The sequence below is a fragment of the Pseudonocardia hierapolitana genome, from assembly GCF_007994075.1.
In the GTDB taxonomy this organism is placed as follows: domain Bacteria; phylum Actinomycetota; class Actinomycetes; order Mycobacteriales; family Pseudonocardiaceae; genus Pseudonocardia; species Pseudonocardia hierapolitana.
Map to the genome: position 1 here is coordinate 4352305 of NZ_VIWU01000001.1, position 20774 is coordinate 4373078.

Genomic DNA, 20774 nt, shown 5'->3' on the forward strand with positions numbered 1-20774 from the left:
ACCGATCATCTCCCGCCGAGCCGGAGCTCGGCCAGCGTCGTCCACGACCCGGGAACGCGGGAGCCGGTCATGAGCACCGCGGACTGCACGGCCACGCGCACCGGCGGCCCGGTCGCCACCTCGGCCTCCGCGGCGCGCAGCCGCTCGATCGGTGCGCGGTGTCCGATGGTCAGGTGCGGCACGACGTCGTCGCCGTGCTCACCTTCGTACGGTTTCAGACCGAACCGGGCGGACACCGCACGGGTCAGCGCCACGAACGGCTCGGCGGGCTCCGGTGCCCACCAGACGGCGTCCTCGAACCAGCCCAGCGCCGAGAACCGGACGTCGAACGCCGGCGCGGCGGCGAACACCTCACCGAGCGCGGTCAGTACTCCCTCGTCGATGCGCGCGGGCGGGACGAACGGGAACATGATCGTCACGTGCGCCGGCACGCCGAGCGCGGCGGACGGGTCCAGCGCGGCACGCAGTGCGCCCACCCGGGGCTCGGCTTCGGGGATCGGTACGACGACGGCGCTGAGGGTGCTGTCCACGGGCTCCACCCTGCACGGTCCGGAACGCCTGACGTCAGCGAAGTGGCTTTGCTGCAACGGCCGGAGGCGATCAGTTCGGCGGTACTGTCGGCTCCGTGGCAGAGCTCAAGGTGGACGCGGAGCCCGAGGAGGTCGGGTTCGACGCGCAGCGGCTGCAGCGGGTCGTCTCGCACTACCGCCGTTACGTCGACGACGGCAGGCTCGCGGGCTGGACGGTCGCGGTGGCGCGCCGGGGCCGGCTGGTGCTCCACGCCCACCACGGGCTCGCCGACATCGAGGCCCAGCGCCCCGTGGCCGACGACACGATCTGGCGCATCTACTCGATGACCAAGCCGATCACCTCGGCGGCCGTGCTGATGCTCTACGAGCGCGGCCTGCTCGAGCTCACCGACCCGGTGGCCCGCTACATCCCGTCCTTCGCCGACCTGCGGGTGTACCGCGCCGGTTCGGCGGCGAACCCCGGCACCGCGCCTGCCTCCGAGCCGATGCGCATCTGGCACCTGCTCACCCACACGGCAGGGCTCACCTACGGCTGGCACCACGCCCACGCCGTCGACGAGATCTACCGCGCGAAGGGCTTCGAGTTCGGGGCTCCCCGCGGGATGGACCTCGCCACGGCCTGCGACGTGTGGGCGTCCCTCCCGCTGCTGTTCGAGCCGGGCTCCGAGTGGAACTACTCCGTGGCCACCGACGTGCTCGGCCGGATCGTCGAGGTGGTGTCCGGGCAGCGGCTCGACACGTTCTTCGCCGAGGAGGTTTTCGCGCCGCTCGGCATGGACGACACGGCGTTCCACGTCGCTCCCGACGAGCTCGACCGGCTCGCAGGCCTGTACATGCCGAACCCGGCAGGCGGGCTGCTGCGCAACACGTCCTTGGGCGACAACGCCACCCGCGAGCCGACCTTCCTGTCGGGCGGTGGCGGCCTGGTCTCCACCGCCGCCGACTACCACCGCTTCACCCAGATGCTCGCCCGAGGCGGCGAGCTCGACGGCGTCCGGTTGCTGGGCCCGCGCACGATCGCCTACATGACCCGCAACCACCTGCCGGGCGGTGCCGACCTCAAGGCGTTCGGCAGGCCGATCTCCTCCGAGTCGCCGAACAGGGGGGTCGGCTTCGGTCTCGGCGTGTCGGTGGTCGTGGACGCGGCGGCCGGGAAGACACTCACGCACGAGGGCGAGTACGCGTGGGGCGGGCTCGCCAGCACCGCGTTCTACGTCGACCCGGCCGCGGAGGTCACCGCGATGTTCTTCACCCAGCTGCTCCCGTCGAGCACCTATCCCATCCGGTTGCAGCTGCGGGCGTTGATCAACCAGGCGCTGGTGGACTGATCGGGATGTCCAACGCGCTCGCGCTCGTCATCCGGGTGGCCGTGGTGGCGGTCAGCCTGTGGGTGGCCACCCTGATCGTCCCCGGCATCGACAACACGGCCGGCACCACCGGCGCCCGCATCGGCACGCTGGTCGGGGTCGCGCTGATCTTCGGCCTCGTCAACGCCGTGCTGAAACCGTTGATCAAGGTGGTCGGCTGCCCGTTCTACATCCTGACGCTCGGCTTCATCGGGCTGGTGGTCAACGCGCTGCTCTTCATGCTCGTCGGCGCGCTCGCCGGCGGGCTCGGGTTGCCGTTCGAGGTCGGCGGGTTCGGCGCGGCGTTCCTCGGGGCCATCGTGGTGGCCGTGGTCGGCTTCCTGCTCCACGTCCTGATCCCCGACCGGCTCGACCAGCGTTAGAGGGGCCAGACCTCCCGCCGGTACCCGGCGTCCCAGAACATCCACTCGTACGTCGACGTGCGACGGAAGTGCTGGCGCATCAGCGCGCGCTCGGAGTCGGAGAGCGTCTCGCCCACCCGGTCGGTGAGCTCGAGCACCGAGTCGACCACCGCCTGGAAATCCTCGCTGCCGTACATCGCGATCCAGCGGGCGTAGAGCGGGTCGGGTGAACTGCGGGCGATCAGCTCGTCACCGACCCGCGCATAGATCCAATAGCACGGCAGCACTGCTCCGATCGCCTCTGCGAATGATCCGCCGTATGCCGTGGCGAGCAGATAGCTGATGTAGGCCTGCGTGGTGGGTGCCACCGGCTCGAGCGCCGCCTCCTCGGGCGAGGAGCCGAGCTCGGCCATCAACGCCGCGTGCAGGTCGCGTTCGGCCGCGATCGCCTGCGCCGCGTGCTCCGCGAACATCACCGTGCCGCTCTCGTCCGGTGCCTTGGCGGCGCAGACCGCCAGCGCCCGCGCGTACCCACGCAGGTAGTGCGCGTCCTGCACGATGTAGTGCCGGAAGGACTCCCGGGCCAGGGTGCCGTCGGCCAGCCCGGTGAGGAACGGGTGGGCGAGGATCGCGCCGTACACGTCCTCGACGTCCGCCCACAGGACGTCGCGGGTGCGCAGGGTGGAGCGGGCTGGAGTCGCCATGGCCCGACGCTACGGCGGCCGTGGCCCCGGCGGAAGCCACCCGAATCGCCAGGCAATTGCACGAGAGGTTTGCTCAGGCAATTGCAGGGAATGCCCTGGTCACCGCGCGGCCGGAGAGGTGGCCAGGAAATGAGATGTCGCTCACTCTTCCGTATGCTTCTCTCTTGCGTCCCGACACCGGTAGTTCACCATGGGAGCAACCACGGGCGGCGACTCAACGCCGAGCGCGTCGGACCGCATTTTGCACTGCGGAGGTGAGTCGAATGGATCCCGCTCCGATGGACCATCACGAGAAGATGCGGCTGCGCGCCGCGGCGTTCCGCGCCACCCGGCTGTACCCCGGGCCGGTCGGTGAGCTGGTGTCTCGTGAGCTGCTCACATGGGAGGAGTTCGGGTACCGGCTCGGTGGCGAGCAGCTCGTGATGCGCCTGGTCGATCACGTGCTGAAGTCACCGATCCCGCAGCCGACTGCGGAGGCCGACGCCGCCTGACGGGCGCTACCGCTCGTACGTCGCGGTCACGGTCGAGTCGTCTGCCGGCACCCCGTCGGCGAGTGCGCCCGCCGTGGCCGCCAGCACGAGCATCGCGGCCAGCGTGACGAAGCTGCCCGCGTAGCCCACGAGCGCGATCCCGGCGCGCACCCGCGCGGCCCGTCGGCGACGTGTGGCGCGGAAGGTGGGGAACGCGGCAGGAGCAGCCATGCTCCTGCTATCGCGCCCCCGTCGCCCGGCGTTAACCCTGCGGCGTCAGGCGGTCCCGGAGTGCACGTTTGAGCACCTTGCCCGCGGCCGAGACCGGGATCTCGTCCACCAGGTGCACCTCGCGCAGCCGCTTGTACGGCAGCACCTGCGCGTTGACCGCATCCATCAGCGCGTCGCCCTCCGGCGCGCCGAGGCCGGGCGCCACGACGAACGCCACCGGCAGCTCGCCGGCCAGGGGGTCCGGGCGCCCCACGACCGCCGCCCCGACCACACCGGGCCGGGCGTGCAGCAGCTCCTCCAGCTCCCGCGGGTACACGTTGTAGCCCTTGTAGAGCAGCATGTCCTTCTTGCGGTCGACGATCGACAGATAGCCGTCCTCGTCGAGGGTGCCGATGTCACCGGTGCGCAGCCAGCCGTCCACGAGCGCGGCGGCCGTCTCCTCGGGACGGTCCTTGTAGCCGACCATCACCTGCGGCCCGCGGATGCACACCTCCCCCGGTTCGCCCGGTGGGAGCGGCTCCAGGCCGGTCGCGGCCGGGCCGACGATGCGGATCTCGGTGTCGAACACCGGCGGCCCGACCGTACCGGGCTTGCGGACCGCCGAGCGGGCGAGCGGGCCCTGTGTGGCCACCATCGTGACCTCGGTGAGGCCGTACCCCTCCGAGATCACGACGTCCGGCCCGAAGCGCCGGTGCAGCGCCTCGATCATCTCCACCGGCATCGGGGCGGCCCCCGATGCGATCGACCGGACCGAAGACAGATCCCGGGTGGCGAGGTCCGGGTGCCGCAGCAGCGCCCCGAACAGCGGCGGGGCGCCGCCCAGCGTCGTGACGCGGAACCGCTCGGCGTCGGCGAGGTAGGCGCCCGGGTCGAACCGGTCGTGCAGCACGAGCGTGTCGCCCCGCAGCATCGGCACGTTCATGCCGCCGATGGTGCCCATGGCGTGGAACCACGGGGTGACCGTGACGGCGCACCCGGTGCCGAGCCGCACCGGCCGCTCCTCCGGGGGCTCCACCTGATCGAGCACGAGTCCGCCGTCCCTGTCGAGGTCGGGAACCGAGCCGCTGCCCCAGCAGGCCGACTGGAGGGTGTTCGCCACGACGTTGCGGTGTGGCAGCAGCACGCCCTTCGACCGTCCGGTGGTGCCGCCGGTGTAGGCGAGGTGGGCGAGATCGGTGTGCACGTCGATCGTGACGTCGGGCGGGGTCTGCGGCGCGTCGGCGTGGAACACCTCGAAGTCCTGCGCCCCCGGCACGGCGACGGTGGTGCCCGGGTCGAGCGACTGCGCGCGGTCGGTGGCCAGCACGAGCCGGATACGGGTGGAAGGCAGCGCGGCCGCGAGTGCAGGCGCGACGGGTGCCCAGGTCAGCGCGGCGACGGCGCCGCAGTCGGCGAGCTGCGCGGCGAGGTCGGCCGGCGGGAGCAGCGGGTTGGCCGGGGAGAAGGTGGCGCCGGCCATCAGCGTGCCGTAGTACGCGATCGGGTACTGCGGGCAGTTCGGCAGGTGCAGCGCCACGACGTCACCACGGCCGATCCCGGCCGCGCGAAGCGCCTGCGCGAACGCCGACGCCCGCGCGTACAGCTGCGTGAACGTGAGCTCCCGGCCGTAGTAGTGCACGGCCGTGCGCTCCCCGAAGCGACGTGCCGACCCCGCGAGCATCGCGCCGACGGGGATCTCCGGGTAGTCCATCAGCCCACCCCACCGGGCGTGAACGCCACCGGTAGGCGCTTGATGCCGTTGATGAACATCGACGTCAGCCGCTGCGGCGGTGCGGTGGCCGCGATGTCGGGAACCCGGGTGAGCAGCTCGCGGAACATCACCGTCATCTCCCGGCGCGCCAGGTGGGCGCCCAGGCAGAAGTGCGGGCCCGCGCCGCCGAAGCCCACGTGCGGGTTGGGCGAGCGGCGGACGTCGAGCGCGTCCGGGTCGCGGAAGGTCGCCGGGTCGCGGTTGGCCGCCCAGTAGAACAGCGCGACCTTGTCGCCCTCCCGCATCTGCTGACCGCCCAGCACGGCGTCGACGGCGAGCGTGCGCCGCATGTAGATCACCGGAGACGCCCACCTGACGATCTCCTCCACCGCGGTGGGTGTGACGCCGTCGATGTCGGCCAGCCACACCGCCCGCTGCTCGGGGTGCTCGGTGAGCAGGTGCAAACCCCAGCTGATCGCGTTGCGGGTGGTCTCGTTGCCGGCCACGACGAGCAGGATGAAGAAGCTCGCCAGCTCGTCGGGGGTGAGGCGCTCGCCGTCGATCTCCGCGTTGACCAGGGCCGACGTGACGTCGTCCGTCGGGTTCTCGGCGCGGTGCCTGCCCAGGTCGCGCATCAGCTCGGCCAGGTCGTGGCCCGCCTGCAGGAGGGCGGTGATGATGTTGCCGGTCTCCGCGACGTACTCGGGGTCGTTCGGCCCCAGGATGATGTTCGAGCGGTCGAACACGAACCCGTACTGGCTCTCCGGCACGCCCATCATGTCGCACACGATCTTCAGCGGCAGGCGGGCCGAGATAGCGCTGACCGCGTCGCACTCGCCCTGCTCGATCACGTCGTCGACGATCGTGCGAGCGGTGCGCTGCACCTCGTCGGTGAGGTCGGCGAGCCGCCTCGGGGTGAACCCGCGGGAGACGATGCGGCGCAGCCGGGCGTGCCGCGGATCGTCCATGTTGATCATCGAGCCGTAGAACTCGCGGAACTCCGGCGGCTGGTCCACGACGTTGGTCGCGCCCTTGCCCGAGATGAACACCCCGGCGTTGCGGCTGGCCTCGACGACGTCGGCCAGCCTCGTGAGGGCCCAGAAGCCGGGCCCGCGGGGGAGCCCGATGTCCGGCTCGGGGAAGAACGGCACCGGCTCGTGCTCCCGGAGCGCGGCGAATGCGGCGGCCCGCTCGGTGATCGGCGCCGTCCAGAATCCGATGTCGGACAGGTCCGGCCGCCCGGCCCAGACGCTCGTCGCGGTGCTCGTGCCCATCTTTGGACCTCCCCCGATTGTGGACCCGATCACATCCACAGTAGTTACCGAGGGGTAATCCTCAAGGGGTCGGCCGCGCCGGCTCCCGGTCTGCCGGGGCCAACAGGCCCCGTGCGTACGCGATGCTGACCGCTTCCGTGCGGCTGCTCGCGCCCAGCTTCGCCATCACCCGGGACAGGTGCACGCTCACCGTCTTCTCGCTGATGAACAGCTCGGCGCCGACCTGCCGGTTGGTGCCGCCCTCGGCCACCAGCGCGAGCACCGAACGCTCCCGGGGAGTGAGCGGGTCGGCCCCGGCCGGCGCCGGGCTCGGCGCCCCCGCCTCCAGCTGCACGCCCGCCCGCTCGGCGAGCCGGCGCAGGGCGTCGGCGAGCGGCGCGGCGCCGAACGCGGTGGCGGTGGCGTACGCGGCGCGCAGATCGGGCTCGACCGGAGGGCGGGAGCCGCCGCTCGCCAGCACGGCCTCTGCGTGCCGCAGCAGCGCGTAGGCCTGGCGGTAGCCGACCGGCGCCGGGCCGGAGCACGGGCCGGTGCCGCCCGTCTCGTAGCCGAACGCGTCGGCGACCTCCCGCCACACGGCGGGATCGGGCGGACCGGTGAGCCGGGTGAGCTCGGCCCGCGCGCGCTGCAACCACGCCGTGCCCTCGGGCCCGAGCGTGCCGGCGCGGGGGAGGCCCCGTACGGCGGCCTGCTCGGCGATCCGCACCATCTCGCCCGCTTCCGCCGTGGCCTCCTCGACGGGCTGCAGGCCGGCCGCTGCCATCTCGACGTGGGCGGCCGCGCCCAGCGCGCCGAGCATGATGCGGCCGAGGTGGGGCGTGAGCTCGGTGTAGGAGCCGATCTCGAGGCCGGCGATGGCCTCCCGCACCCGGCGTGCCGCCTCGTCGGGCCGGCCCTGCCAGAGCGCGGCCTCGGCGCCCGCCTGCCCCATCAGCAGGATCACCTGCTCGTCGACGGGTGTGGAGTCGCGCAGTTCCGCGAGCCGTCGCTGCACCGGCCCGAACCGGCCCCGGCCCACCGCGGTGAGCAGGCCCGCCGCGGCGAGCCGGGTGGCGACGACGGCCGACACCGACTCACCCGCGATCTCGGCGGCCGCCTCCGCGGCGTCCCACTCGCCGCGCATGAACCGAGCGATCACATGGGCCACCCGCAGGTTCAGGCCGTACGCACTCCACGTGGTGCCGGTGGAAGCGGCCCGCTCCTCTCCTGCGGCGAACTCAGCACCCGCCTCGGCGAGCCGTCCCTCGTCCAGCAGGGAGATGCCGAGCGAGTAGTAGGCGCGCAGCTCGACGGTCAGGTTGCCGGACGGCCGCGCCAGCGACTTGGCCTCGCCGAGCAGCTGCCGGGCGCGTTCGGGGTCGCCGCCGTACTCCGCGCACACCGCGAGCGAGACCAGGGCGTCGGCCTTGGCGGCATCGAGGTCGCTGTCGGGACCCGGCGGCAGGTGCTCGGCCACCGCGAGCGCCGTCTCCGCCTCGGAGACGGCCTCCGCGAAGTGGTCGATCCGGGTGAGCACCCGGGCGAGCGTGGTGTGGATCCAGGCGAGTTCCGACGACGGCGGCTCGCGCTCGAGCAGGGCCAGCGCGCGGCGGGCGGTGGCGAGGGCTTCCTGCTCCCGGCCCGGCAGATCCAGCAACCGCAACGCGTACCGCTGACCGATCCGGGCGGTGAGCGCCGGGTCGCCGCGCTCCTCGGCGAGCTCGAGCGCCCGCCTGCCGAGCGCGATGCCGCGGTCGGGGTCGCCGGTGCTGCTCGCACCCCACGCGGCCCACCGGGTGACCGAACACTCGTCGATACCGGCCACCGCCTCCGCATCGGGCACCGCGCGCCACAGCTCGATGGCCCGCTCGGAGTGCAGCAGGACCTCGGCAGGGGCCTCGCGGTCGTCGGCCTCCATCGCGGCCTGCACCGACGCCGCCAGCGCGAGCCGCAGGTCGTGGCCCGCCATCGCGTGGTGGGCCAGCTCCGCGGCCCGGCCGGGCTCGGCGACCCCGCGCGGGCCCGTGCCCCCCGGCACCGCGAGCAGCTCGGCGTACGCGGCGTGCACCCGGCTCCGCTCGCCGGGCAGCAGGTCGTGGTAGATCGCCTCGCGCAGCAGGGCGTGCCGGAAGTGGTAGCCGTCGTCGCCGAACGCGCGCTGCTCGGTGTGGGCCGCGACGAGGACGTGGTGCGCGGCCGCCTCGCGCAGCGCCTGCTCCAGATCGTCGTCGGGCAGACCGGAGACCGCCGCGAGCTTGCGGTGGCTCACCCGGCGCCCGGCGACGGAGGCGATCCGCAGCACCCGCTGGGTGGTGGGGGAGAGGCCCTCGATGCGCGCCACCAGCACCTCGACGAGCCCGTGCGGCAGGCCGTCGGAGGAGGCGGACACGAGCTCCTCCGCGAAGAACGCGTTGCCCTCGCTGCGCCGGGCGATCCGCCGCAGCTTCGCCTCCGGGAGGCCGCCGTCGGCGAGCCTGCGCACGAGCTCGAGCGACTCGCGGGAGTCGAGCGGCCCGAGGTCGATCCGCTCGACCTGGGGCAGCCGCACCAGCTCCGAGAGCAGCGGCCGCAGCGGGTGGCGCCGGTGGAGGTCGTCGCTGCGGTAGGTGGCCAGCACCACGAGCCGCTGGCCGGTGAGCCGGGAGAGCAGGAAGAACAGCAGATCGCGGCTGGAGCGGTCGGACCAGTGCATGTCCTCCACCACCAGCAGCGCGGGCGTGGCGGCCGTGAGGTGGTCGAGCACCGAGAGGACGGCGTCGAACACCTGCAGCTGGCCCAGGTCGCGCTGCTCCCCGGTGGCGGCCGCCCTCGCCAGGCCGCCCGGCAGCAGGTGCCGCAGCGCGACGTGCTCGGCGACCAGCTCGGGACGCGTGGCCGCCAGCGCGCCGACGATCTCGGTGAACGGCAGGTACGGCAGCGCGGACTCGGCGGTGTCGAGGCACCGGCCCACCAAAACCGTGAACCCCGACCCGGCCGCCCGCTCGACCGCCTCGGCCACCAGCCGGGACTTGCCCACCCCGGCGTCACCCGACATCAACAGCCCGGTGGGCTTGCCGACGGCGGCGCGTTCGAGGGCGTCGGTGAGCGCCGACACCTCGTGCCGGCGCCCCACCAGCTCGATGCCGACCCCCAGCCGCGCCACGCCGGTCATCGTGACACGGCGTACCGACGTCCTGCCTCGTGATTGCGCGGTGTTCCACCCGGCTCCGAGCGATCGCGCTGGGGCGGATCACCGCGCGGCGTGTCCCGGCGCCTGCGGGCCCGGCGGGCGAGCCGGGCGAGCCGGTAGTTCTCGGCGTCGGCCAGCAGCGCGGCGCGGCGGCTCTCGGACTCGGTGGTCAGGTGCGAGATGTCGATGAGCATGGGACCAGATTCGGCCTGAGGGCCCGTTCAGCACATCGGGCGATCACGTCGTGCTCGTCGGGTCGGCCGCGCATCCCGGGTAAGGGGTCCGGCGGGACCCCTTACTCCCGGTTGACCTGCGTGAACTGGCCGCGTCACTGGAGGCCTGAGCGGGTGCCCTCCGGTGGCGCCGCGCGTGGTGCGGGGCCGCGCATCGGCCGGTGGAGGGTCTCCGGTGGCGCCGCGCGTGGTGCGGGGCCGCGCATTGGCCGGTGGAGGGTCTCCGGTGGCGCCGCGCGTGGTGCGGGGCCGCGCATTGGCCGGTGGAGGGTCTCCGGTGGCGCCGCGCGTGGTGCGGGGCCGCGCATCGGCCGGCGGAAGGCGTCCGGTGGCGCCGCGCGTGGTGCGGGCCGCGTATCGGCCGGTGGAGGGCCTCCGGTGGCGCCGCGCATCGTGCGGGGCCGCCCCTCACCTGTCAAGGGCGCCTCCGGCGTCGCTTCGCGATCGCTGCGCGACCCTTGACAGGCGAGCCTCTGCGACCCCTCGGGCAGGCTGCGCGGGCAGGCCAGGGGCCTGCCCTCTGGGCGCGCGGCGCCACCGGAGGCGGCTTCCCGGGCATGATCAGCGCTTCGGTGCGAGGACGGCGGTATTCGGCCGCAAGCGTGCCGAGCTGCTGATCAAGCCTCTGCACGCGCCTCTCCGGGAGGCGGCTGCACGGCCGTGATCACCGGCTGGGTGCGAGGACGGCGGTATTCGGCCGGGAGCGCGCCGAGCTGCTGATCAAGCCTCTGCACGCGTCCCCTCCCGGACGCGGCTGCACGGGCCATGATCACCACCTGGGTGCGAGGACGGCGATATTCGGCCGGGAGCGTGCCGAGCTGCTGATCAAGCCTCTGCACGCGCCTCTCCGGGAGGCGGCTGCACGGCCGTGATCACCGGCTGGGTGCGAGGACGGCGGTATTCGGCCGGGAGCGTGCCGAGCTGCTGATCAAGCCTCTGCACGCGCCTCTCCGGGAGGCGGCTGCACGGCCGTGATCACCGGCTGGGTGCGAGGACGGCGATATTCGGCCGGGAGCGCGCCGAGCTGCTGATCAAGCCCCTGCACGCGCCTCTCCGGGAGGCGGCTGCACGGCCGTGATCACCGGGTTGGCGCGAAGACGGCGGTATCCGGCCGCCAACGCGCCGAACTGCTGATCAAGGCCTGCACGCACCATCCCCCCGAGGCGGCTGCACGGCCATGATCACCGGTTGGGTGCGAGCACGGCCACATTCGGCCGGGAACGCGCCGAAGTGCTGATCAAGGCGCCGCGGAGTACCGGGTGTGCGTGGCTGCGGACATCACGCACCCGTTCTTCGCCCACGCTCCCTTGTCGGGCCGCGCGACCCGGGTGCATCACTCGACGCCGGGGGCGCGAGTGGGCGGGCGGGATCACTCCGGGGTCAGCAGGCCCCGCTGGTAGGCGCGCACCAGGCGGCGGGGGACGAGGTGGCGGCGGCCGGCGATCGTGATCGGCACCAGGTCGGGCAGGGTCGCCTTCCACTGCGCCCGGCGCTTGCGGGTGTTCGACCGGGACGTGCGGCGCTTCGGGACGGCCATCAGTGCTCCTCGTGCTCGGTGTCCGGGTGGCCGGTGGCGGCGAGTCCGGCGGGTGGGTCGCAGGGATCGGTGTGCCACCAGCCGAACGGGTCGGGGAAGGTGCGCCACGCCGCCTCGCCCGCGGCCAGCTCGGCGTCGGTCAGCAGCGCTTCGGCGAGTGCGGCCTCGATGCCGGTCGGGTCGGTGTCGTGGGAGAGCACGACGATGTCCTGGGCGCGGTCGCCGAAGCGGGGGTGCCAGCCGAGCGACGCGAGCGCGCGCCGCTCGGGATCCGCCGCGGCCCACGCGTCGGCGTCCCCGCCGGCCAGCCACTCGCCTGCGTGCCCGATCCGCAGCCCGCCGCCCGCCGACTCGAGCCAGAGCACGGCCTCCGGCCGCGTGGCGAGCCAGATCCGACCGCGCGTGCGCACCACGCCGTCGAGCAGCGCGTCGATCGCCTCGTGCAGGCGTTCCGGGTGGAACGGCCGCCGTGCGGAGAACACCGAGAGCTGCACGCCGCAGTCGCGACCGAGCGGTGGCTCCCCGCGCAGCAGTGGGCCGTGCACGTCGTCGGGACGGCCGCGGCGGGCGGCCGGTGGGAGGTCGGCGAGCAGCACGCGCGCGTCGAGCCCGGACAGGAACATCCGCTGCGTGCCCGGCGCCAGCCGCTCCAGCACGGCGTCGGTGCGGGCGAGCTGCCAGGCGTCGGCGGTGCCGGTGTGCACGAGCAGGTCGGCGAACTCGGCCTGCCCGACGGCGACCTGTGCCACCGTCCGCTCGTCGTCGGGCAGCTCGGCCAGTCCGCGTTCGCCGATCGTGATGTCGCCGGTGGCGTCGTCGAGCCAGCTGCCGGGATCGATGCAGGTGATCACACCGCGCAGGTCGGCGCGGTCGATGATCGGCGCGCCGTCGACGAGCACGTGCAGCAGGGACCAGCAGACCTGCTCGGGCTCGAGCACCGGGTCGAGGTGCAGCACGATCCGCTGCGGGCCGCCCGGTCCGCTGAGCGCGTGCAGCTGCGGCAGGAGATCCTCGCGCAAGGTGCAGGACAGGCAGCCGTGCGCGAGCTCCAGCACCGCCTGATCGTCGCGGTCGCCGTGGCGCAGCCGCCGGTACAGCCGCCCGGACGCGATGTCGCGCAGGTCGTGGTGCAGGACGGCGACGTCCGGGTCGAGCGTCCTGATCCGGGCGATCACGGCCTCGACACCCGGCGCGTGCAGCCCGCTGAGCACCAGCAGCTCGGGTCGGCTCACGGAATCCCTCCTCGGTCGGGTACGTTGAGCCTAGATGAAAATGAATGTCGTTTGTGAGGAGGGTGGGAGATGGCTCGCAACGAGCTGCGCCCGATCGTCAGGCTGCGGTCGACGGCCGACACCGGTACGACGTACGTGACCCGCAAGAACCGGCGCAACGACCCGGACCGGATGGTGCTGCGCAAGTACGACCCCGCGGTCCGGCGCCACGTCGAGTTCCGCGAGGAGCGCTGAGATGCGGCCCGCCGCGCGCCGGCCGCTGAAGCGGAAGGCCAACCCCCTGCACACGAGGGGGATCACGGAGGTCGACTGGAAGGACTGTCCTTACCCGCCCCGCCGCCTCCGCAGGCTCCGGCGGCTGCCATCCCCCGGGACGCTGCTGCGCACCTTCATCTCCGACCGCGGGAAGATCAGGGCCCGCCGGGTGACGGGCCTGACGCCCCAGCAGCAGCGCCGGGTCGCGATCGCGATCCGCAACGCCCGTGAGATGGCGCTCCTGCCCTACCCGCACGCCGGGAGGGGCTGACCGTGTCCCGACGCTGCCAGCTCACCGGGCGCGAGCCCGGGTTCGGCAAGTCCGTCTCGCACTCCCACCGCCGCACGAGCAGGCGATGGGACCCGAACATCCAGTCCAAGCGCTACTGGTACCCGGCGGAGGGGCGGTACGTGCGGCTGCGCCTGTCCACCGACGCGATCCGCACGATCGACCGGATCGGCGTCGACGCCGCGGTGGCGAAGATCAGGGCCCGTGGGGGGAAGGTCTGATGGCGACGAAGGCGAAGATCGCCCGCAACGAACGCCGCAAGGCCGTCGTGGCGCGGTTCGCGGCCCGGCGGGCGGAGCTGAAGGCCGTGCTCGCCCGGCCGACCGCAACACATGAGGAGAGGGCGGCGGCGCAGCGGGAGCTCGCCCGCCAGCCCCGCGACGCGAGCGCCACCCGCGTGCGCAACCGCGACTCCGTGGACGGCCGCCCGCGCGGCCACCTGCGTGCCTTCGGGGTGTCCCGCGTGCGGCTGCGCGAGCTCGTGCACGCCGGCTACCTCCCGGGGGTGCGCAAGTCGAGCTGGTGAGGAGGTACCCGTTTCCGGCCTCACCGGAGGGTTGTGTAGCATCGTCTGCGGCCGTGCGGGAGTGACCGTCCGCCCGGTCTGCCGCCCCTTTAGCTCAGTCGGCAGAGCGTCTCCATGGTAAGGAGAAGGTCTACGGTTCGATTCCGTAAAGGGGCTCTGCGGAGCGGCTGACCCGGCTCCGCGAAGCGGCGTAGCTCAGTCGGTAGAGCAAGCGGCTCATAATCGCTGTGTCGCCGGTTCAAGTCCGGCCGCCGCTACCATCTCTACCCAGATCAAGCAGACAGCTCAGCAGGAGGCACCCGCGATGGCGAAGGCCACGGACGTCCGGCCGAAGATCACGCTGGCGTGCGAGCAGTGCAAGCACCGCAACTACATCACCAAGAAGAACCGGCGCAACGACCCCGACCGGCTCGCGATCAAGAAGTTCTGCCCCAACTGCGGCACCCATCGCGAGCACCGCGAGACGCGCTGAGCGTGCCCGACGTTTCCTACGTCGGGAAGGCGCTGCCCCCGACCGCTCCCTACCAGGTCGGCCGCGAGAAGATCCGGGAGTTCGCCCTCGCCATCGGTGAGGGCGCTTCCGTGTGTCTGGACGTCGACGCGGCGCGGGCCGCAGGCCATCCCGACGTCGTCGCGCCCCCCACGTTCGCCGTGACGTTCACCATGCCGGCGATCGAGGCCTTCCTGCGTGACCCGGCGTTCGGCTGGGACTACCTCCGCATGGTCCACGGCGACCAGTCGATCACGCTGCACCGCCCGATCTGCGGTGGCGACGACCTGGTCACCACGATCCACGTCGACGACCTCAGGACCCGAGGCGGGAGCCACATGCTCACCCTGCGCTGCGAGGTCGCCGACACCGACGGCGAGCCGGTTGCCACCACGAAGCTCCTGCTCGTCACCGCCGCCGAGGGGGAGTCGTGACGGCCGTCGGTGACGAGCTGCCGCCGCTGTCGGTGCGGGTCACGCGCGCCGACCTCGTGCGCTACGCGGGCGCGTCCGGCGACTTCAACCCGATCCACTGGAGCGACCGCGTCGCCACCTCGGCGGGCCTGCCCGGCGTCATCGCCCACGGCATGCTCACGATGGCGCTCACCGGGCGCCTCGTCACCGACTGGGCGGGCAGCCCGGCCGCCGTGCGCACCTACGGCGTGCGCTTCACGCGGCCCGTCGTCGTCCCGGACGACGACGATGGCGCCCTCGTCGAGCTGAGCGGCAAGGTCACCGGCCTCAGCGAGCCCGAGGGCGGCGAGCGCATCGCGAAGGTCGCCATCACGGCCGCGTTCGAGGGCAAGACCGTGCTGGGCCGCGCGATCGCCGAGGTGGCCGTCCCGTCGGAGTGACCGCTCCGAGTTGCCGGTCGATGTGTTCGGGTCGATCCTCGGCCACGCCAACACCGGCTTGACGGGGAGGGAGCACGTCGTGCAGTTCGGCAAGCTCGTGGACAAGGCGTGGGAGGACAAGACGGCCGCCGAGATCCTCAAGGCGCCGCCGTCCGCGCTCGAAGGGCTCAGCGACAGGCACGCCGAGGCGCTGAAGGAGCTCGGCATCAAGACCGTGGGCGACCTCGGCAAGTGGAAGTACGCGAACCGGGCCGCGGCGCTCGTCGCGCTCGCCGAGCTCGACAAATGAACCTCCGCCGGCCGGGCCCGACGGGCCCGGCCGGCGCACTCACTTCGCCTCGGACAGCAGCGCGCCCATCCGCTCCACGCCCGTGCGCAGGTCGTCGTCGCCGAGGGCGTAGGACAGGCGGAAGAACCCGGGCGTGCCGAACGCCTCCCCGGGTACCACCGCCACCTCGGCGTGCTCCAGCACCGCGGCGGCCAGCTCCACGCTCGTCCGCGGACGGGAACCGCGCAGCTCCTTGCCGAGCAGCCCCTGCACGGACGCGTACGCGTAGAACGCCCCACGCGGCGTCGGGCACTCGACGCCCGGGATCGCCCGCAGCAGGTCCACGATCGTGCGGCGCCTGCGGTCGAACGCAGCGCGCATCTCGTGCACCGCGTCGAGCGGGCCCGAGATCGCCGCCAGCGCCGCGCGCTGGGAGACATTGGCGACGTTGGACGACAGGTGCGACTGCAGGTTGGTGGCCGCCTTCACCACGTCGGCCGGACCGGCCAGCCAGCCCACCCGCCAGCCGGTCATCGCGTAGGTCTTGGCGACGCCGTTGATCACCACGCACGTGTCGGCGAGCTCCGGCACGACGACCGGCATCGAGACGGCCTCCGCGCCGTCGTAGACGAGGTGCTCGTAGATCTCGTCGGTGACCACCCAGATGCCGTGCTCGACGGCCCAGCGCCCGACCGCCTCCGTGAGCTCGCGGGAGGCCACCGCGCCCGTGGGGTTCGAGGGCGAGCACCACAGCAGCACCTTCGTGCGCTCGGTGCGCGCCTCCTCGAGCTGCTCCACCGACGGTAGGTAGTCCGCCTCCGGCCCGCAGACCACCGGCACGGTCACGCCCTCGGCGAGCGCGATCGCCTCCGGGTAGGTCGTCCAGTAGGGCGTCGGCAGCAGGACCTCGTCGCCGGGGTCGATCAATGTGGCGAACGCCTGGTAGACGGCCTGCTTGCCGCCATTCGTCACGAGCACCTGGGACGGGGCGATCTCGAGCCCGGAGTCCCGGAGCGTCTTCGCGGCGATCGCCTCCCGCAGCTCGGGCAGGCCCGCGGCGGGGGTGTACCGGTGGTTGCGCTGGTCGGCGCAGGCCGCCTCGGCCGCGGCCACGACGGCGGCGGGCGTCGGGAAGTCCGGTTCCCCGGCACCGAAGCCGATGACGGGACGCCCCGCGGCCTTCAGGGCCTTCGCCTTCGCGTCCACGGCCATCGTCGCCGACTCGGCGATGCCGCCGATGCGGGCCGAGATGCGGCGGGTGGCGGGGACCGTGCTCGTCGGGGTGCTGGCAGCCATGGCAGCATCCTCCCCCAGCGGGTCACGCACGGCCTTGGTGCCCCACCGGGGGTGTGCGGTGACGGACGCCCGTAAGGGGTGCCGTACACTCGACGTGCTGGGTGTGTCGCATCCGTGATGCACCCCTCCGGCTCATGGGCCGGAGCTGGTCTAGGGGTGTAGCTCAATTGGCAGAGCAGCGGTCTCCAAAACCGCAGGTTGCAGGTTCAAGTCCTGTCGCCCCTGCCACTGCAGGATGTGCTGGATCGGAGTAAGGCACGAACGGCGGCCGGGCCGCTGGTGAGCTGGAGGATGCGGGCGTGACTGAGGAACGCGAGGCGAGCGGGGACGGGCGGGAGCGCCCGAGCACCGCCGCCGACCGTCGGGGTCGGCGCTCCGGTCCTGCGCCCACCGGCGACACGCGGGGCGGTCGGGCCGCGGTCCGCGAGGCCCGCCCGGCGCGCGTGTCGCCGTTCGCCAAGCTCGCCCGGTTCCTGCGGGAGGTGGTCGCCGAGCTGCGGAAGGTCATCTGGCCGACCCGCAACCAGCTGGTCACCTACACGATCGTCGTGCTGGTCTTCGTGTCGTTCATGGTCGCGCTGGTCTGGCTGCTGGACCTGGCGTTCGCGCAGGGTGTGCAGTACGTGTTCGGCACGTGACCGCGGCCGCCAGCACGCACGACACGGACGAAGGAAGCGAGAGGCACGTGACCGAGCGCGAGGCTGACCAGCTCGATGGCGCGGCGGAGGCCGCGGCCACCGTCGAGGAGCCGGCCGAGGCCGCCGACGCCGAGCTCACCGACGCGGACGACCCCACCGACGCCGAGGACACCGCCGTCGAGGACGTGGACGTCCAGGACACCGACGCCGAGAACACCGAACCCGAGGCCGACGCCGTCGAGGAAGAGGTCGACCCGGTCGAGGAGATGCGGGCCGCGCTGCGGCGCGCGCCCGGCGACTGGTACGTCGTGCACTCCTACGCGGGCTACGAGAACAAGGTGAAGACCAACCTCGAGACCCGCATCCAGACCCTCGACGTCGAGGACTACATCTTCCAGGTCGAGGTGCCCACCGAAGAGGTCACCGAGATCAAGAACGGGCAGCGCAAGCAGGTGCAGCGCAAGGTGCTGCCCGGCTACATCCTCGTCCGGATGGAGCTCAACGACCAGTCGTGGGGTGCGGTCCGCAACACCCCCGGCGTCACCGGCTTCGTGGGCGCCACGTCGCGCCCGTCGCCGCTGTCGCACGACGACGTCATCAAGTTCCTGCTCCCGAAGGTCGAGCCCAAGCAGGCGGCCGCCGCGGGCGGCGGGGCCAAGGCCGACGTCGCGTCCGGCGCCGCAGGCAAGGCGGCCGTCGAGGTCGACTTCGAGGTCGGCGAGTCGGTCACCGTGATGGACGGTCCGTTCGCCACGCTCCCGGCCACCATCAACGAGGTCAACGTCGACGCGCAGAAGCTCAAGGTCCTCGTGTCGATCTTCGGCCGCGAGACCCCCGTCGAGCTGGCGTTCAGCCAGGTCTCGAAGATCTGACCCCCGCCGCGGCAGGCAGGTCCGCGGCGCGCAGGAAAACCACGACAGGGAAACGACATGCCTCCCAAGAAGCGGAAGCTCTCCGCGATCATCAAGCTCCAGATCAAGGCGGGTGCAGCCACGCCCGCCCCGCCGGTCGGCCCCGCGCTCGGCCAGCACGGCGTCAACATCATGGAGTTCTGCAAGGCGTACAACGCCGCCACCGAGTCGCAGCGCGGCGACGTGGTGCCCGTCGAGATCTCGGTGTACGAGGACCGCTCGTTCACCTTCGAGCTCAAGACGCCGCCCGCCGCCAGGCTGCTGCTCAAGGCGGCCGGTGTGGAGAAGGGCAGCGGCGAGCCGCACAAGACCAAGGTCGCCTCGGTGACCATGGAGCAGGTGCGGCAGATCGCGCAGGCCAAGATGCGCGACCTCAACGCCAACGACATCGACCAGGCCGCCAAGATCATCGCCGGCACCGCGCGGTCGATGGGCATCACCGTCAACGGCTGATCCCAGCCGCAGCACGCGTGGGAGAGCTGGCTCGGCTCGCAACCACGACTTGACAAGGGACAAGAGGACAGAGCAATGGCACAGCGCAGCAAGGTGTACCGCCAGGCGGCGGAGAAGATCGAGGCGGGCCGGATCTACAGCCCGCTCGAGGCCGCCCGGCTGGCGAAGGAGACCTCGAGCTCCAGGATGGACGCCACCGTCGAGGTGGCCATGCGGCTCGGGGTCGACCCCCGCAAGGCCGACCAGATGGTCCGCGGCACCGTGAACCTGCCTCACGGCACCGGCAAGACGGCGCGCGTCATCGTGTTCGCCACCGGTGACAAGGCCGCGGAGGCCGAGGCCGCAGGCGCCGACGTGGTGGGCGCCGAGGACCTCATCGAGCGCATCCAGGGCGGCTGGCTGGACTTCGACGCGGCGATCGCCACGCCGGACCAGATGGCCAAGGTCGGCCGGATCGCCCGCATCCTCGGCCCGCGCGGCCTGATGCCGAACCCGAAGACCGGCACCGTCACCCCGGACGTCACCAAGGCCGTCCAGGACATCAAGGGCGGGAAGATCAACTTCCGGGTGGACAAGCAGGCCAACCTGCACTTCGTCATCGGCAAGGCCTCGTTCGACACCGAGAAGCTGGTGGAGAACTACGGCGCCGCCCTCGAGGAGATCCTGCGGGCCAAGCCCTCGGCCGCGAAGGGCCGCTACCTGAAGAAGGTCACGGTCTCCACCACCACGGGCCCCGGCATCCCGGTCGACCCGAACCGCACCCGCAACCTGCTGGTGGATGACACCGCCACCGCCTGACGCACGTTTCTTCCCGAAGCCCCCGGCGCCTCCCGCGCCGGGGGCTTCGTCGCATCCACGCCCCGACTCGCGCGAGTCGGGGTCAGCGGGACCAGTCGGCCAGTACCTGCTCCACCGGTTCCGGGTCGGCGGGCGGGCCGGGGAGCGTGGGGGATGTGCGGGAGAACCTCGGGGCGGGGGCGGCCTGGGGCATCCCGTCCCGTTCGACGATCGTGCATCGGGCGGCCACGTGCGGGTGCCCGGGCACCTCGGCGAACGACAGCACCGGCGTGACGCACGCGTCGGTGCCGGCGAACACCTCCGCCCACTCGTCCCGGGTGCGCGTGGCGAAGACCTCGACGAAGCGGGCCCGCAGCTTCGGCCAGCCGGAGGGGTCGTGCTGGTCGGGCAGCCCCTCGCCGTCGAGGCCGAGCCCGGCCAGCAGCGCGGCGTAGAACTGCGGCTCGATCGCCCCGACCGCCACGTGCCTTCCGTCCGAGCAGGTGTAGGTGTCGTAGAACGGCGCGTGGCCGTCGAGCAGGTTGGCCTCGCGCGCGTCGGTCCACAGCCCCTGCCCGCGCAGACCCCACATCATCTGGACGAGGAGCGAGGCGCCGTCCACCATCGCGGCGTCCACCACCTGCCCCTGCCCGGAACGCTGCGCCTCCCAGAGCGCCGCGAGCACGCCGATGACCAGCAGCATCGAGCCCCCGCCGAAGTCGCCGACGAGGTTGAGGGGCGGCACCGGGCGTTCCCCGGCCCGGCCGATGGCGTGCAGGGCACCGGTGAGCGAGATGTAGTTGATGTCATGGCCGGCGCGGGCGGCGAGCGGCCCGTCCTGTCCCCACCCGGTCATCCGGGCGTAGACGAGGCGCGGGTTGCGCGCGTGGCAGTCGGCGGGACCGACGCCGAGCCGCTCGGTGACGCCCGGCCGGTAGCCCTCCAGCAGGACGTCGGCGTGCTCGACGAGGCGCAGTACCGTCTCCCGGCCCGCCTCGTCCTTCAGGTCGGCGGTGACCCGGCGCCTGCCGCGCAGCGTCGGGTCCGGGGCGCCCGGGTCGCCGAGCTGCAGGCCGCCGGACGGCCGGTCGACCCGCACGATCTGGGCGCCGAGATCGGCCAGCACCATCGCGGCGTGCGGTCCCGGCCCGATGCCGGCCAGCTCCACGACCTTCAGCCCGGCCAACGGTCCTGTGGCTGTGTTCATCTGCCTCCGCTCCGCTCCGGCGGGCTCGCGGGCCATTCAGGCGCCGTCCTGCTC

General features: G+C 72.7%; 26 protein-coding genes and 3 tRNA genes. 18 read left to right on the plus strand and 11 right to left on the minus strand.

What is annotated here, in order from left to right; translation table 11 throughout:
• Nucleotides 1-5 precede the first annotated feature (5 nt).
• Complete coding sequence (locus FHX44_RS20615; protein ID WP_147257293.1) at nucleotides 6-530, minus strand: 2'-5' RNA ligase family protein; 525 nt, start codon at nucleotides 528-530, stop codon at nucleotides 6-8.
• Nucleotides 531-625: 95 nt separating this feature from the next.
• On the opposite strand from FHX44_RS20615, the gene FHX44_RS20620 reads away from it, so the two are divergent.
• Nucleotides 626-1858: a serine hydrolase domain-containing protein gene (locus FHX44_RS20620; RefSeq protein ID WP_147257294.1), complete on the plus strand. Its 1233-nt coding sequence runs from the start codon at nucleotides 626-628 to the stop codon at nucleotides 1856-1858.
• 5 nt (nucleotides 1859-1863) lie between these two features.
• Nucleotides 1864-2259, plus strand: a complete 396-nt coding sequence (locus tag FHX44_RS20625) for a phage holin family protein (protein WP_147257295.1) — start codon at nucleotides 1864-1866, stop codon at nucleotides 2257-2259.
• Here the strand turns inward: FHX44_RS20625 and tenA are convergent.
• The gene (gene tenA / locus FHX44_RS20630; RefSeq protein WP_147257296.1) at nucleotides 2256-2942 is read right to left on the minus strand and encodes a thiaminase II; all 687 of its coding nucleotides are present in this window, start codon (nucleotides 2940-2942) and stop codon (nucleotides 2256-2258) included. The genes FHX44_RS20625 and tenA overlap by 4 nt on opposite strands.
• Nucleotides 2943-3205: 263 nt before the next feature.
• Here tenA and FHX44_RS20635 point away from each other — a divergent pair, with 263 nt between their 5' ends.
• Nucleotides 3206-3433 (plus strand): hypothetical protein, encoded by a 228-nt coding sequence (locus FHX44_RS20635; RefSeq protein WP_246170497.1) that lies wholly within the window; start codon nucleotides 3206-3208, stop codon nucleotides 3431-3433.
• A gap of 6 nt (nucleotides 3434-3439) precedes the next feature.
• Here FHX44_RS20635 and FHX44_RS20640 read toward each other — a convergent pair whose 3' ends face one another.
• The 7 genes from FHX44_RS20640 to mrf form a co-directional block, all read right to left on the minus strand.
• Complete coding sequence (locus tag FHX44_RS20640; RefSeq protein WP_147257297.1) at nucleotides 3440-3643, minus strand: hypothetical protein; 204 nt, start codon at nucleotides 3641-3643, stop codon at nucleotides 3440-3442.
• Nucleotides 3644-3674: 31 nt separating this feature from the next.
• On the minus strand, nucleotides 3675-5333 hold the full coding sequence (locus FHX44_RS20645; protein ID WP_147257298.1) for a class I adenylate-forming enzyme family protein: 1659 nt from the start codon (nucleotides 5331-5333) through the stop codon (nucleotides 3675-3677).
• Complete coding sequence (locus FHX44_RS20650; RefSeq protein WP_147257299.1) at nucleotides 5333-6607, minus strand: cytochrome P450; 1275 nt, start codon at nucleotides 6605-6607, stop codon at nucleotides 5333-5335. The genes FHX44_RS20645 and FHX44_RS20650 overlap by 1 nt, the downstream gene beginning before the upstream one ends.
• A gap of 61 nt (nucleotides 6608-6668) precedes the next feature.
• Nucleotides 6669-9728: a helix-turn-helix transcriptional regulator gene (locus tag FHX44_RS20655; RefSeq protein WP_170308969.1), complete on the minus strand. Its 3060-nt coding sequence runs from the start codon at nucleotides 9726-9728 to the stop codon at nucleotides 6669-6671.
• Between the two features lie 5 nt (nucleotides 9729-9733).
• Nucleotides 9734-9949 carry a hypothetical protein gene (locus FHX44_RS20660; protein ID WP_147257301.1) on the minus strand — a complete coding sequence of 72 codons (216 nt, stop codon included), beginning with the start codon at nucleotides 9947-9949 and terminating at the stop codon, nucleotides 9734-9736.
• A 1408-nt stretch (nucleotides 9950-11357) separates the two neighbouring features.
• The gene (rpmF, locus tag FHX44_RS20665) at nucleotides 11358-11525 is read right to left on the minus strand and encodes a 50S ribosomal protein L32 (protein WP_147257302.1); all 168 of its coding nucleotides are present in this window, start codon (nucleotides 11523-11525) and stop codon (nucleotides 11358-11360) included.
• Nucleotides 11525-12757: a ribosome hibernation factor-recruiting GTPase MRF gene (mrf, locus tag FHX44_RS20670; RefSeq protein ID WP_147257303.1), complete on the minus strand. Its 1233-nt coding sequence runs from the start codon at nucleotides 12755-12757 to the stop codon at nucleotides 11525-11527. Before mrf ends, rpmF begins: the two co-directional genes overlap by 1 nt.
• Nucleotides 12758-12826: 69 nt before the next feature.
• Here mrf and rpmG (FHX44_RS20675) point away from each other — a divergent pair, with 69 nt between their 5' ends.
• From rpmG (FHX44_RS20675) to FHX44_RS20720, 10 genes are all read left to right on the plus strand, one after another.
• Nucleotides 12827-12991 carry a 50S ribosomal protein L33 gene (rpmG, locus tag FHX44_RS20675; protein WP_147257304.1) on the plus strand — a complete coding sequence of 55 codons (165 nt, stop codon included), beginning with the start codon at nucleotides 12827-12829 and terminating at the stop codon, nucleotides 12989-12991.
• A gap of 1 nt (nucleotide 12992) precedes the next feature.
• The gene (gene rpsR / locus FHX44_RS20680) at nucleotides 12993-13283 is read left to right on the plus strand and encodes a 30S ribosomal protein S18 (RefSeq protein WP_147257305.1); all 291 of its coding nucleotides are present in this window, start codon (nucleotides 12993-12995) and stop codon (nucleotides 13281-13283) included.
• Between the two features lie 2 nt (nucleotides 13284-13285).
• The gene (rpmB, locus tag FHX44_RS20685; protein ID WP_147257306.1) at nucleotides 13286-13522 is read left to right on the plus strand and encodes a 50S ribosomal protein L28; all 237 of its coding nucleotides are present in this window, start codon (nucleotides 13286-13288) and stop codon (nucleotides 13520-13522) included.
• The gene (rpsN, locus tag FHX44_RS20690) at nucleotides 13522-13827 is read left to right on the plus strand and encodes a 30S ribosomal protein S14 (RefSeq protein ID WP_147257307.1); all 306 of its coding nucleotides are present in this window, start codon (nucleotides 13522-13524) and stop codon (nucleotides 13825-13827) included. The genes rpmB and rpsN overlap by 1 nt, the downstream gene beginning before the upstream one ends.
• 83 nt (nucleotides 13828-13910) lie before the next feature.
• Nucleotides 13911-13983: transfer RNA gene (locus FHX44_RS20695), tRNA-Thr, on the plus strand.
• 28 nt (nucleotides 13984-14011) lie between these two features.
• Nucleotides 14012-14087: transfer RNA gene (locus tag FHX44_RS20700), tRNA-Met, on the plus strand.
• A 44-nt stretch (nucleotides 14088-14131) separates the two neighbouring features.
• Entirely contained in the window at nucleotides 14132-14299 is a 168-nt protein-coding gene (rpmG, locus tag FHX44_RS20705; protein WP_094926598.1) for a 50S ribosomal protein L33, read from the plus strand.
• Between the two features lie 2 nt (nucleotides 14300-14301).
• A complete protein-coding gene (locus tag FHX44_RS20710; protein ID WP_212612567.1) occupies nucleotides 14302-14751 on the plus strand; it encodes an FAS1-like dehydratase domain-containing protein in 450 nt (149 codons plus the stop codon).
• Nucleotides 14748-15170 (plus strand): MaoC family dehydratase, encoded by a 423-nt coding sequence (locus FHX44_RS20715; protein ID WP_147257308.1) that lies wholly within the window; start codon nucleotides 14748-14750, stop codon nucleotides 15168-15170. The genes FHX44_RS20710 and FHX44_RS20715 overlap by 4 nt, the downstream gene beginning before the upstream one ends.
• Before the next feature lie 79 nt (nucleotides 15171-15249).
• Nucleotides 15250-15459 carry a hypothetical protein gene (locus FHX44_RS20720; protein WP_147257309.1) on the plus strand — a complete coding sequence of 70 codons (210 nt, stop codon included), beginning with the start codon at nucleotides 15250-15252 and terminating at the stop codon, nucleotides 15457-15459.
• Nucleotides 15460-15498: 39 nt separating this feature from the next.
• Here the strand turns inward: FHX44_RS20720 and FHX44_RS20725 are convergent, their stop codons facing one another.
• Nucleotides 15499-16734, minus strand: coding sequence for a pyridoxal phosphate-dependent aminotransferase (locus FHX44_RS20725; RefSeq protein ID WP_147257310.1), 1236 nt, complete (start codon nucleotides 16732-16734; stop codon nucleotides 15499-15501).
• Between the two features lie 152 nt (nucleotides 16735-16886).
• Between FHX44_RS20725 and FHX44_RS20730 the strand changes: the two genes are divergently transcribed.
• The 5 genes from FHX44_RS20730 (at nucleotide 16887) to rplA (ending at nucleotide 19534) form a co-directional block, all read left to right on the plus strand.
• Nucleotides 16887-16962, plus strand: a tRNA-Trp gene (locus FHX44_RS20730).
• 71 nt (nucleotides 16963-17033) lie between these two features.
• Nucleotides 17034-17372 carry a preprotein translocase subunit SecE gene (gene secE / locus FHX44_RS20735; RefSeq protein ID WP_147257311.1) on the plus strand — a complete coding sequence of 113 codons (339 nt, stop codon included), beginning with the start codon at nucleotides 17034-17036 and terminating at the stop codon, nucleotides 17370-17372.
• A gap of 47 nt (nucleotides 17373-17419) precedes the next feature.
• A complete protein-coding gene (gene nusG / locus FHX44_RS20740) occupies nucleotides 17420-18244 on the plus strand; it encodes a transcription termination/antitermination protein NusG (RefSeq protein WP_147257312.1) in 825 nt (274 codons plus the stop codon).
• Nucleotides 18245-18301: 57 nt separating this feature from the next.
• Nucleotides 18302-18736, plus strand: coding sequence for a 50S ribosomal protein L11 (gene rplK, locus FHX44_RS20745; protein ID WP_147257313.1), 435 nt, complete (start codon nucleotides 18302-18304; stop codon nucleotides 18734-18736).
• A 75-nt stretch (nucleotides 18737-18811) separates the two neighbouring features.
• Nucleotides 18812-19534, plus strand: a complete 723-nt coding sequence (gene rplA, locus FHX44_RS20750) for a 50S ribosomal protein L1 (protein WP_147257314.1) — start codon at nucleotides 18812-18814, stop codon at nucleotides 19532-19534.
• Between the two features lie 82 nt (nucleotides 19535-19616).
• On the opposite strand, the gene FHX44_RS20755 is transcribed toward rplA, so the two are convergent.
• A complete protein-coding gene (locus FHX44_RS20755) occupies nucleotides 19617-20720 on the minus strand; it encodes a CaiB/BaiF CoA transferase family protein (RefSeq protein WP_147257315.1) in 1104 nt (367 codons plus the stop codon).
• Between the last annotated feature and the right edge of the window lie 54 nt (nucleotides 20721-20774).

What these genes read in the sequence shown, in the direction of transcription:
- FHX44_RS20625 (WP_147257295.1), top strand. Translation starts at nt 1,864, where the DNA reads ATGTCCAACGCGCTCGCGCTCGTCATCCGGGTGGCCGTGGTGGCGGTC.
- tenA (WP_147257296.1), bottom strand. Translation starts at nt 2,942, where the DNA reads ATGGCGACTCCAGCCCGCTCCACCCTGCGCACCCGCGACGTCCTGTGG.
- FHX44_RS20635 (WP_246170497.1), top strand. Translation starts at nt 3,206, where the DNA reads ATGGATCCCGCTCCGATGGACCATCACGAGAAGATGCGGCTGCGCGCC.
- FHX44_RS20640 (WP_147257297.1), bottom strand. Translation starts at nt 3,643, where the DNA reads ATGGCTGCTCCTGCCGCGTTCCCCACCTTCCGCGCCACACGTCGCCGA.
- FHX44_RS20645 (WP_147257298.1), bottom strand. Translation starts at nt 5,333, where the DNA reads ATGGACTACCCGGAGATCCCCGTCGGCGCGATGCTCGCGGGGTCGGCA.
- FHX44_RS20650 (WP_147257299.1), bottom strand. Translation starts at nt 6,607, where the DNA reads ATGGGCACGAGCACCGCGACGAGCGTCTGGGCCGGGCGGCCGGACCTG.
- FHX44_RS20660 (WP_147257301.1), bottom strand. Translation starts at nt 9,949, where the DNA reads ATGCTCATCGACATCTCGCACCTGACCACCGAGTCCGAGAGCCGCCGC.
- rpmF (WP_147257302.1), bottom strand. Translation starts at nt 11,525, where the DNA reads ATGGCCGTCCCGAAGCGCCGCACGTCCCGGTCGAACACCCGCAAGCGC.
- rpmG (WP_147257304.1), top strand. Translation starts at nt 12,827, where the DNA reads ATGGCTCGCAACGAGCTGCGCCCGATCGTCAGGCTGCGGTCGACGGCC.
- rpsR (WP_147257305.1), top strand. Translation starts at nt 12,993, where the DNA reads ATGCGGCCCGCCGCGCGCCGGCCGCTGAAGCGGAAGGCCAACCCCCTG.
- rpsN (WP_147257307.1), top strand. Translation starts at nt 13,522, where the DNA reads ATGGCGACGAAGGCGAAGATCGCCCGCAACGAACGCCGCAAGGCCGTC.
- rpmG (WP_094926598.1), top strand. Translation starts at nt 14,132, where the DNA reads ATGGCGAAGGCCACGGACGTCCGGCCGAAGATCACGCTGGCGTGCGAG.
- FHX44_RS20725 (WP_147257310.1), bottom strand. Translation starts at nt 16,734, where the DNA reads ATGGCTGCCAGCACCCCGACGAGCACGGTCCCCGCCACCCGCCGCATC.
- rplK (WP_147257313.1), top strand. Translation starts at nt 18,302, where the DNA reads ATGCCTCCCAAGAAGCGGAAGCTCTCCGCGATCATCAAGCTCCAGATC.
- rplA (WP_147257314.1), top strand. Translation starts at nt 18,812, where the DNA reads ATGGCACAGCGCAGCAAGGTGTACCGCCAGGCGGCGGAGAAGATCGAG.
- FHX44_RS20755 (WP_147257315.1), bottom strand. Translation starts at nt 20,720, where the DNA reads ATGAACACAGCCACAGGACCGTTGGCCGGGCTGAAGGTCGTGGAGCTG.